This window comes from Thermogemmatispora sp. (genome assembly GCF_019683635.1).
In the GTDB taxonomy this organism is placed as follows: domain Bacteria; phylum Chloroflexota; class Ktedonobacteria; order Ktedonobacterales; family Ktedonobacteraceae; genus Thermogemmatispora.
Genome location: NZ_JADGIA010000230.1, coordinates 1 through 7,914, shown reverse-complemented (window position 1 = coordinate 7,914; position 7,914 = coordinate 1). Strand labels below are relative to the sequence as shown.

Below are 7,914 nucleotides of genomic sequence, written 5' to 3'. Positions count from 1 at the left end.
GGCAGGGCAGACGGGCGCTCGATAGCTGGGGGGAGAGAGGGCGGGAGGGAGCTACAGAGGTCTCCACTCGCTTGACTTTGTGGCTCCCTCGCTCACTTAACCGCTCGCTGCCGCGCCGTCGCCAGCCTGCTCGCTCTGCGATCGTCAGTGTCAGTACTCAGCCGAGCAGCCGGCAGGAAGGACAAGGCCGCCTCCTTGCCGCTGCGGCAGGACGCCGTACCAGAGATGGGCTTCCTCTGTACGCGGGTCACTGGGGACCTCCCTCGGTGACCCGCGTGTTGTTTGCGCCGGGCCGGGTCTGTCCCGGCCTGCCCTGCCCGGGCCCGGCTCTCGAAGGCGCCCGCCTGGTCTCGCCTGATCCAGTCCCACCTTGGCTTCGCTGCCACCGCCGCCAGCTCTCCTCGGGCCGCGCTCTTCTCTGGCCCCCTGCGCCGTCGCTCTGGTGCGCCTATTGACAAACAGTGCTCTGTATCGTATGTTAATTAATAGTTGCTATAGTTGATCCATTATGTCAACTTTGAGGACTGAGGTATGGCGACCGAGCAAGAGCATCAGACCCCTTCTTCCGCTGGCAACAATCTCCTGGGCCTGGGAGTCGGCGGCGGCAGTAAGGTAGAGCGTATCAAGGCTGAGAGCCGCCATCTGCGTGGGGCGATCGCCGAGGAGCTGGCTCAGGACAGCACGCATTTCAGCGAGGCGCAGGTCCAGCTCATCAAATTTCATGGGATTTACCAGCAGGAGAACCGTGACCTGCGTCAGGCGCGTAAGGCTGCGGGTGAGGAAAAGGCTTATCAATTCATGGTCCGCTCGCGTATTCCGGGGGGCGCATTGACCGCCGAGCAATATCTGGTCGAAGATGATCTGGCGGGCCGCTATGCCAATGGAACCTTACGCTTCACGACGCGCCAGGGCATTCAGCTGCATGGCGTCTTGAAGCAGGACCTGCGCGCGACGATCCGCGCTATCAATGAGGCTCTGCTCTCAACGCTGGCGGCTTGCGGTGATGTGAACCGCAACGTGATGGCCTGTCCGGCGCCGGCGCGCAGCCGGGCCCAGGCGCAGGTCCAGGACGTTGCGCGGCAGATCGCACGTCATCTGGCGCCGCGCAGCCGGGCCTATCATGAGATCTGGATTGATGGGCAGCATGTCCACACGGTGGGGACGCCGGACGATGAGGAGGCGGAGCCGATCTACGGGCCGACCTATTTGCCGCGCAAGTTCAAGATCGGCGTGGCTTTCCCTGGTGATAACTGCATCGATGTCTATACCCAGGATATTGGGCTGGTGGCCGAGCTGGACGACGGTGGTGAGCTGGCGGGCTTTACGGTGCTGGTGGGCGGCGGCATGGGCATGACCCACGGTAAGGCCGATACCTATCCGCGCCTGGGGACGCCGCTCTGCTTTGTGCCGGCGGCTGAGGCGCTGTCGGTTGTGGAGACCATCGTGACGATCCAGCGCGACTATGGCGATCGTCAGAACCGCAAGCATGCGCGCATGAAGTATGTGGTCGAGGAGCGTGGCATTGAGTGGTTCCGCGCTGAGTTAGAGCGGCGCCTGGGCCATGCCGTGGCTGACCCCCATCCGCTGCATTGGGAGGGGGTTGATGATCATCTGGGCTGGCACGAGCAGGGCGATGGACGCTGGTTTCTGGGGGTCTATGTGGAGAACGGGCGCGTGCGTGATACGGATGCCTGCCAGTTGCGCACCGGTCTGCGGAAGGCGATCGAGACCTTCCGTCCTGGTATCCGTTTAACCGGACAGCAGAATATCCTGCTGACCGATCTGACTGCGGATCAGCGTGAGCCGCTGGAGACCTTGCTGCGTGCGCATGGCATTGAGACGGACCCTGCGAAGCTGGGGGTGAAGCGCTATGCAATGGCCTGCCCGGCCTTGCCGACCTGTGGTCTGGCGGTAGCTGAGGCGGAGCGTGTCCTGCCGGGTGTGGTGCATGAGATTGGGCGCCAGATGGAGGAGCTGGGCCTGGCTGGTGAGCGTCTCAGTCTGCGTATGAGCGGCTGCCCCAATGGCTGCGCCCGCCCCTATATGGGTGATATCGGCTTTGTGGGCCGCTCGAAGGATCTCTACAATATCTATGTCGGTGGCGATTGGGAGAATACGCGCCTGACGACGCTCTACGCCGCCTCTGTGCCTTTGCGAGAGGTACCCGCCACGATTCGCCCGCTGTTGGTGCTCTGGCGCGATGAACGTACTCCCGGCGAGACTTTCGGTGACTACTGTCATCGCGTCGGTGTGGAGTATCTGCGTCAGCGGGCGCAGATCCTCGACGAACGCGAGCTGAGTGGCTTGCATTGAGCGAGCGCGCCTGCTGCTCTTCCAGGAGAGGCAGGCGCGCTGCGTATAGACGCTGAACCGAGCGGAGCGGGGAGAGCGGCCAACGTAGGTGACAGTGCCACTTTGAGCGTGTGAGCGAACGAGAGAGAGCTGAGGGAGGAACGGCGACCGAGATGCCGAACTATTATCCGATTATGCTCGATGTGCGCGGTCGGCGTGTGGTGGTGATCGGAGGCGATCGCATTGCGGCGGAGAAGGTCCAGGCTTTCGCCGCCTGTGGGGCGCAGGTCTGTGTGATTGCTCCTGTGTGGTGCGCGGAGCTGGAGCGGGTGGCTCAGGAGTTGGGGGGACAGGTAGAGGCGCGACGGCGCCCCTATCAGCCCGGCGACCTGGAGGGGGCGTTTGTGGTGATCGCCACGACGCGTGAGCCGGAGCTGGTGGAGGCCGTCTGGAGCGAGGCCCAGCAGCGTGGGCAGTTGCTCAACATTGTTGATTTGCCCGAGCGTTGCAATTTCATTACGCCTTCGATTCTGCGCCGTGATCCCCTGACGGTGGCAGTCTCGACGGAAGGGGCCAGCCCGGGCCTGGCGAAGCTGATCCGCCAGGAGCTGGAGCAGCACTTTCCTCGGACCTATGGGGCCTTCTTGCGTCTGGCGGCGGAGGCGCGGGCTTTGCTGCGTGCCCAGGGGGTTACCTACGAGCGGCGCGATGCCTTTTTTCAGGAGTTCTACCGCTCGCCGGTGCTGGCCCGGCTGGAGGCGGGGGCTGAGGCCGAGGCCCGTGCTCTAACGGCGGAGCTGCTGCGCCAGTATGGCGTGGAAGTGCCTTGCTCTTTCGAGGAGGATAGCGCCGGGGCTGTTGATGAGCGCTCGCTGGCTTCATAGAGGGGGAGGGAGATGGATGAGTGAGAAGTTGCAGCAGCCAGGGGTCCCGCTGGAGCGTGGCAAGGTCTACCTGGTGGGTGCTGGTCCTGGGGCGCCCGATTTGATTACCGTGAAGGGTTTGCGCTGTCTGCGCGCCGCCGATGTGGTGATCTATGATCGCCTCGTTGCCCCCGAGCTCCTGGCCGAGGTCCGCGCTGGGGCCGAGCTGATCTTTGCTGGGAAGCGACCAGGCTGCCATCAGTTACCCCAGGCAGAAATCAATCGCCTGTTGATCGAACAGGCCCGTCGCGGGCGCCTGGTGGTGCGTCTCAAGGGGGGAGATCCCTTTGTCTTCGGGCGTGGGGGCGAGGAGGCCGAGGCGCTGGCGCAGGCCGGTATTCCCTTTGAGGTGGTGCCGGGAGTGAGCGCGGCGCTGGCTGTGCCGGCCTACGCCGGCGTGCCGGTGACGCACCGGGGCCTGGCCTCGCTGGTGACCATTGTGACCGGCCACAAGGAGCGTGGCGCTGAGGCGAGCGCGGTGGATTGGCGCACACTGGCGCGCGTTGGGGGAACGCTGGTGATTTTGATGGGCGTGAAGACGCTGCCGCAGATTGTGGCTGAGCTGCAGGCCGGCGGACTGAACGCCGAAACTCCCGCGTTGGTGGTCGAATGGGGGACGCTGCCACAGCAGCGCTCGGTTGAGGGTAGACTGGCTGAGATTGCGGAGCGCGCAGCTCAGGCGGGCATACGGGCGCCAGCGGTCATCGTCGTCGGTGAGGTGGTGCGCCTGCGCGAGGTGCTGGCCTGGTTCCAGGACGAAGGGACCGCTCCCCTTGCTGCTGATGATCCGTATGCTATAATGGCCGACGAGTAGGACCGGTGGTCTGTCTGGTTGGGCTGAGACGAGACGCTGCCGGTATCCAAGGGGCTGGCCATTGTCAATGTCTACCGTCTATCCACAGGTACGTTTGAAGCCGCAGCGCGAGGAGCCGCTGCTCAACGGTCATCTCTGGGTCTTCTCGGGAGCCTTGCAGCAGGTGCCGCGCGAGGTCGAACCGGGCGGGCTGGTTGAGGTGCGCTCGGCCTCGGGTCAGTTCCTCGGGCGCGGCTATTATCATCCTCACACCGATATTGCCATCCGTCTGCTGACGCGTCGCGAGGAGCCGATCGATGCCACGCTGCTGCGCCGGCGCATCCGCCGGGCGCAAGAGCTGCGCCGCGTTTTCGATCCCGCCGTGACCAACATCTATCGGCTGATCCATTCGGAAGGTGACGGCCTGCCCGGCCTGATCGTCGATCGTTACGCTGAGGTGCTGGTGGCTCAGGTGCACACGCTCGGCATGGAGCGTCTTCTGCCTCTGCTGGTGGCGCCTCTGCTCGAAGAGACGGGAGCGCATGGTCTGCTGTTGCGCAACGATAGCCAGGCGCGGCGCCGTGAGGGGCTGGCGCTGGAGGAGCCGCGCTTGCTGGCCGGCGAGGTGCCCCCGGAAGTGGAAGGGCGCGAAAATGGTGTACGCTACCTGATCGATCCCTGGCGCGGTCAGAAGACCGGCTTCTTTCTTGATCAGCGCGACAAGCGAGCGGCGCTGGCCAAGTATGTGCGGGCTGTGGTCTCAGAACTGGCGCCTGGGGGAGTGGCGCGCGTGCTCAATTGCTTCTCCTATACCGGTGGCTTTTCGCTGGTAGCCGCCTTAAGCGATCAGCGGGTGCGGGTCACCAGTGTTGATAGCTCGCAGCCAGCAATGGAGGCGGCCCGGCGTCATTTCGCCCTCAACGGGCTGGATGCCGATCAGCACGCCTTTGTCGTCGCCGATGTCTTTGCCTACCTGGAGGAGGCCCGTGCGCGTGGCGAGCGCTTCGATATCGTGGTACTTGATCCGCCGGCCTTTGCGCGCAGCCAGGCGGCGAGGTCGCAGGCCCTGCGGGCCTATCGTCGCTTGAACATGCTGGGCATGAGCGTGCTGCGTCCTGCTGGTATCCTGCTGAGCTGCTCCTGCTCGGGGGCGATTGGCCTGGATGATCTGTCGGGGACGCTCTCCCTGGCGGCGCGCGCTCTCGATCGTGAGGTGCAGGTGTTGGAAGTGCTGACCCACAGCTGCGATCATCCTGTCAGATTGGCCATGCCCGAAACCCTCTATCTCAAAGCCATCTTCTGCCGGCTGCTCTAACTAGGTGCCTGGCCATGCCGACCCGGGCATTGGGCCGGTCTGGGTTGAGGTCAATCCTTTCGCCTCCCAGGTGAAGCGTCCCGCTGGCCAGAGCGGCTGCGCTGTCTGATTGGCGACTTCGATCAGGCCGGCAGGCCGATGCGATAGAGCGACAGTGCACTCAGAGGTGACGCGCTCCATTCGAAGGGCTGCAGGGTGGAGGTCAGCAGGCAGGGGACTTGACCAGTGGGACACGCTTGCTTGATCTGACCGCTCTCGATGCTGAATGATGGCGCTCTCAGCGAGAGCTGCGCTACGGCGGCGCAGGCAATAGGGCTGATCTGCAGTGGACGTCTGTGCTCCTTGCACGCGATCTGTCACTGGAAGAGACGAGTCAGCAGCTAGAAGCAGCTGTGTCGGTCGGCGTCTGAAACGGTGGGCCAGGGAGTCTGACCATTGAATGGTGCTGCTCCCTCGCTCAGGGAAGGGCCTGACTCTTGTGAGCGAGGGAGCATGAGCAGGGAGGCGAAGGAACCAGGACGGTGCTTCTGTCTCTGTTCACTTCCTGCTCGCGCTCTGCGCGCTTTAGCTCAGCTGGAGCGCGATCTGCGTATCGTTGCTGTTAGGGACCAGCTCATTTCTCATCATAATAACTGTACAAGATGTTGTACCCTCTGGTATGATGAAAATCACCTCACCGGTGTAATTGGTGGTTTGTGCCTTTGCTGTCGTGGCGAGTGTATTCCTTACAGGTGGAAAGCGATCGCTGCCGACCTGCAGGCGCATGAAGTCGACGGGGTTAAAGCCTATGTCCCGCTGAGACTGGTTGTCAACGCGAAAGCTCAAGGTCAGGAAGCGTTTCCCACTACCAGCCTGCTGGCCATTGTCGCTCCAGCTGACTGTCGCTGCGGTGACCGTCCATTGCATGCCGGCATAGGTGGTTCGAGCGTTGGTGAAGCTGGTTGTACGGGGCTGGTATTTCGAGAGGTTAGGCTTCTCCTGGAGGGGAATATCCATCTGGGCCTCGCTGGAGGTTCCCAGGCGCAATATCGTGCGGCTGACGTCCAGGGTAGCGGGAACTTCGAAGTCTAGCCAGTTGGTGCGATCCGAATTAGGTGATGGTGATCCTCCATACTGGAGATTGCTCGGCGCGACACTACTTTGATCGGGGAGAATCAGGCGGGCAACATCATGGTAGGAATACAGGGGAGAGCCGTTCAAAGGGTTCTTCTCTTTCAAAGAGAGGCGCAGGATGGCTGCGCCATTCGTAGGGCTGAGGTCCTCGGGAAAGCTGGCTGCCAGTTGAGCATTGACAACCGTGATAGTGATGGAAGCGTAGGTCAGGGTGCCGTTGATGGGGAAGGTGCGGGTTGGGATGCTGGTCGGGGTTGGCGTGTTGGAGTGGAGCGCGTTGTCCCCACTGGTGCTGCTGGTGTGGGAGAGGGAGGAAGCAGTGCTGGCGAGGTTGCGCAGTAAGAGGTAGCCACCCACGCTCAAGGCTCCGCAGACCACGACGATGAGCAAGATGACCAGAAGCATGCCGCAGCCGAGGCCAGCGATGACGCCGCGGCCAGATCCCTTCTGGGGACGAGCGTAGGGAGGTGGGGAACTACTCATCTGGCCCGCGGGTGTGGGAGCTAGAGGCGGCCTGTAGCCTTGTCCTGGGGCTGAGAAAGCAGCTGGAGTCTGGGGAGGAGAAAGGCTAGCATGTGAATCTGGAGTCGGAGGTGGTGGTGGCGGCGGTGTTGCCATTGGAGAAGCTATCTGCGTGGTGCCGCTGGTCGTCCCCTCTGGGGGCTTGTTCCCCGCCTCTTGGCCAGGGGAAAGCGTATGGCCTGCGGCTTCCTCGCTTAGAAGAGCACCACACATAGAGCAGAACGCCTGGGTGGAAGCCACCGAGGCCCCGCAGTAAGGGCAGAAGCGAAGGTTAGGCTGCATGGTGCAAACCTCCTATTGGGTAGAATAGTGGGCGGGCAGGCTTTCTACAGAAAGAAACGTTTCCCTGGAGGAACTCTTGTAGATGAGTTTGCTTTCTTGGGCAAAGCAGAGCTACTGCTGCAGCATAGTTCGCCCGGCAGCGGGAGATCGCTGGCCTGGGAGCTAGCGAGAAAATGCTGGAAGGCCTCGAAAAGCAGGCGTCGCCAGGCGGCAGGCGAGAGCGCGCGAAGTTGTAAAAGAGAGCGGGTTAGCCTGGAGGTCGCGGTAGCTCCCTGGGCATGGGCGCCGTGATCAGCGTGTGGGGGTCGCAGCTCTCCTCGATAAGAGTCGGCCCGGGGTGAGCGTCAACCGGCAGTATCGGCTCAGGCAAAGGGCGAGCGTGCCAAGGTCAAGGTGTGGGGGGGACGCGCCGAGCAGGAGAACCAAGAAAGGGAGCGACTGCTGGGCCAGGCCCGCTGCTTCCTCAGCTCAGAAGCCAGTGGCTGAGGGCCAGACCTGTCCGCGGAGGTCACACTCCTCGCTGCCTCCTGGGGGAGTGTGGTCTCCGCGGGCCAGCTCTGGGACGAGCGCCTCATTCACTCGTAGCGCAGCACCATGAGCGGGCGCACACGCACGGCCTGCCAGGCAACCAGAGCCGCTGTGCTCGCGGCCAGAAGCAGCGGCGCAATGATCAG

General features: G+C 63.1%; 5 protein-coding genes and 1 pseudogene. 4 read left to right on the top strand and 2 right to left on the bottom strand.

Annotation, left to right across the window (positions count from 1 at the left end):
• Window positions 1-531: 531 nt before the first annotated feature.
• The 4 genes from IRZ31_RS18645 (at window position 532) to IRZ31_RS18630 (ending at window position 5,323) form a co-directional block, all read left to right on the top strand.
• On the top strand, window positions 532-2,313 hold the full coding sequence (locus tag IRZ31_RS18645) for an NADPH-dependent assimilatory sulfite reductase hemoprotein subunit (RefSeq protein ID WP_297156424.1): 1,782 nt from the start codon (window positions 532-534) through the stop codon (window positions 2,311-2,313).
• Window positions 2,314-2,465: 152 nt separating this feature from the next.
• Entirely contained in the window at window positions 2,466-3,176 is a 711-nt protein-coding gene (locus IRZ31_RS18640) for a bifunctional precorrin-2 dehydrogenase/sirohydrochlorin ferrochelatase (RefSeq protein WP_297156423.1), read from the top strand.
• A gap of 16 nt (window positions 3,177-3,192) precedes the next feature.
• On the top strand, window positions 3,193-4,029 hold the full coding sequence (gene cobA / locus IRZ31_RS18635; RefSeq protein WP_297156421.1) for a uroporphyrinogen-III C-methyltransferase: 837 nt from the start codon (window positions 3,193-3,195) through the stop codon (window positions 4,027-4,029).
• Between the two features lie 67 nt (window positions 4,030-4,096).
• On the top strand, window positions 4,097-5,323 hold the full coding sequence (locus IRZ31_RS18630; protein WP_297156418.1) for a class I SAM-dependent rRNA methyltransferase: 1,227 nt from the start codon (window positions 4,097-4,099) through the stop codon (window positions 5,321-5,323).
• A 564-nt stretch (window positions 5,324-5,887) separates the two neighbouring features.
• Here IRZ31_RS18630 and IRZ31_RS18625 read toward each other — a convergent pair.
• Window positions 5,888-6,919 carry a hypothetical protein gene (locus tag IRZ31_RS18625; RefSeq protein ID WP_297156416.1) on the bottom strand — a complete coding sequence of 344 codons (1,032 nt, stop codon included), beginning with the start codon at window positions 6,917-6,919 and terminating at the stop codon, window positions 5,888-5,890.
• Window positions 6,920-7,162: 243 nt separating this feature from the next.
• Window positions 7,163-7,240 (bottom strand): annotated as a pseudogene (locus IRZ31_RS21490) (zinc-ribbon domain-containing protein); the annotation flags it as partial.
• Window positions 7,241-7,914: the final 674 nt, after the last annotated feature.

Excerpts from the sequence above, each read along its gene's own strand:
- IRZ31_RS18645 (WP_297156424.1), top strand. The coding sequence starts at position 532 with ATGGCGACCGAGCAAGAGCATCAGACCCCTTCTTCCGCTGGCAACAAT.
- IRZ31_RS18630 (WP_297156418.1), top strand. The coding sequence starts at position 4,097 with ATGTCTACCGTCTATCCACAGGTACGTTTGAAGCCGCAGCGCGAGGAG.
- IRZ31_RS18640 (WP_297156423.1), top strand. The coding sequence starts at position 2,466 with ATGCCGAACTATTATCCGATTATGCTCGATGTGCGCGGTCGGCGTGTG.
- cobA (WP_297156421.1), top strand. The coding sequence starts at position 3,193 with ATGAGTGAGAAGTTGCAGCAGCCAGGGGTCCCGCTGGAGCGTGGCAAG.
- IRZ31_RS18625 (WP_297156416.1), bottom strand. The coding sequence starts at position 6,919 with ATGAGTAGTTCCCCACCTCCCTACGCTCGTCCCCAGAAGGGATCTGGC.